Origin of the sequence: Bradyrhizobium sp. TM239 (assembly GCF_036247985.1) — a bacterium.
GTDB lineage: Bacteria > Pseudomonadota > Alphaproteobacteria > Rhizobiales > Xanthobacteraceae > Bradyrhizobium > Bradyrhizobium ottawaense.
In genome coordinates this window covers 1-852 of sequence record NZ_BTIR01000041.1, presented here as the reverse complement: position 1 = coordinate 852, position 852 = coordinate 1, and the positions used below count along the sequence as shown (strand labels likewise).

Here is an 852-nt window from a genome sequence, read left to right as displayed (position 1 = left end):
CGGCCCAAGAGCATGCCCAAACGCAGCGAGCCCGCGGTAGAGGCGCAAGTCTTGGCCGTGCGGGACAAGCATCCGGCCTGGGGGGCGCGCAAGATTGCCCATTGCCTCAAGCGCAGCGGCCAGACTGTGCCCGCGCCCTCCACGGTCCATCAGATCTTGTGCCGGAATGAGCGGATCGTGCCGAGCGAGAAAGCTCCGCCGAGTCCTCCCGGCCATCGCTTCGAGAAGGATGCGCCCAATCAGCTGTGGCAGATGGACTTTAAGGGCCACATGCCCCTTGCCAACGGAGCGCGCTGTCATCCGCTGACCATGGTCGATGACCACTCGCGCTATGCCTTGTGTCTGAAGGCCTGCGCTAACGAGCAGCGCCCTGACGTGCAGAAACATCTGACCGAAACCTTCCGGCGCTATGGGCTGCCGGAGGCCTTCTACCTCGACAACGGCTCTCCCTGGGGCGACACGTCCGGCGCTCGCTGGACCGCGCTGAAAGTGTGGCTGCTCAAGCTCGGCGTCAGGGTGGTCCATGCCAGGCCGCGTCATCCTCAGGGCCGAGGCAAGAACGAACGCTTCCATCGCAGCTTGAAAGCGGAAGTGTTCGCTCTGCGCACCTTCCGCACCTTGGTTGAAGTTCAGCGCGCCCTCGACCATTGGCGCACGATCTACAATCTGGAGCGGCCTCATGAGAGCTTGGGCATGGGTATCCCAGCCGACCGCTACCGGCCGAGTTCTCGCGCCATGCCAGATCATGTGCCGAGGGTGCAATATGACGATGGGGAAGTCGTGCGCACCGTCTCCTCGACGCGGAGCTACATCGCCTTCAAAGGCCAAATGTGGAAAGTTCCTCAAGCCTTC

General features: G+C 63.0%; 1 protein-coding gene. It reads left to right on the top strand.

Translation table 11 applies throughout. From position 1 onward, the window contains the following. The coding region (locus AABA84_RS34815; RefSeq protein ID WP_338314351.1) for an IS481 family transposase at nt 1–852 on the top strand (852 nt) is incomplete at both ends.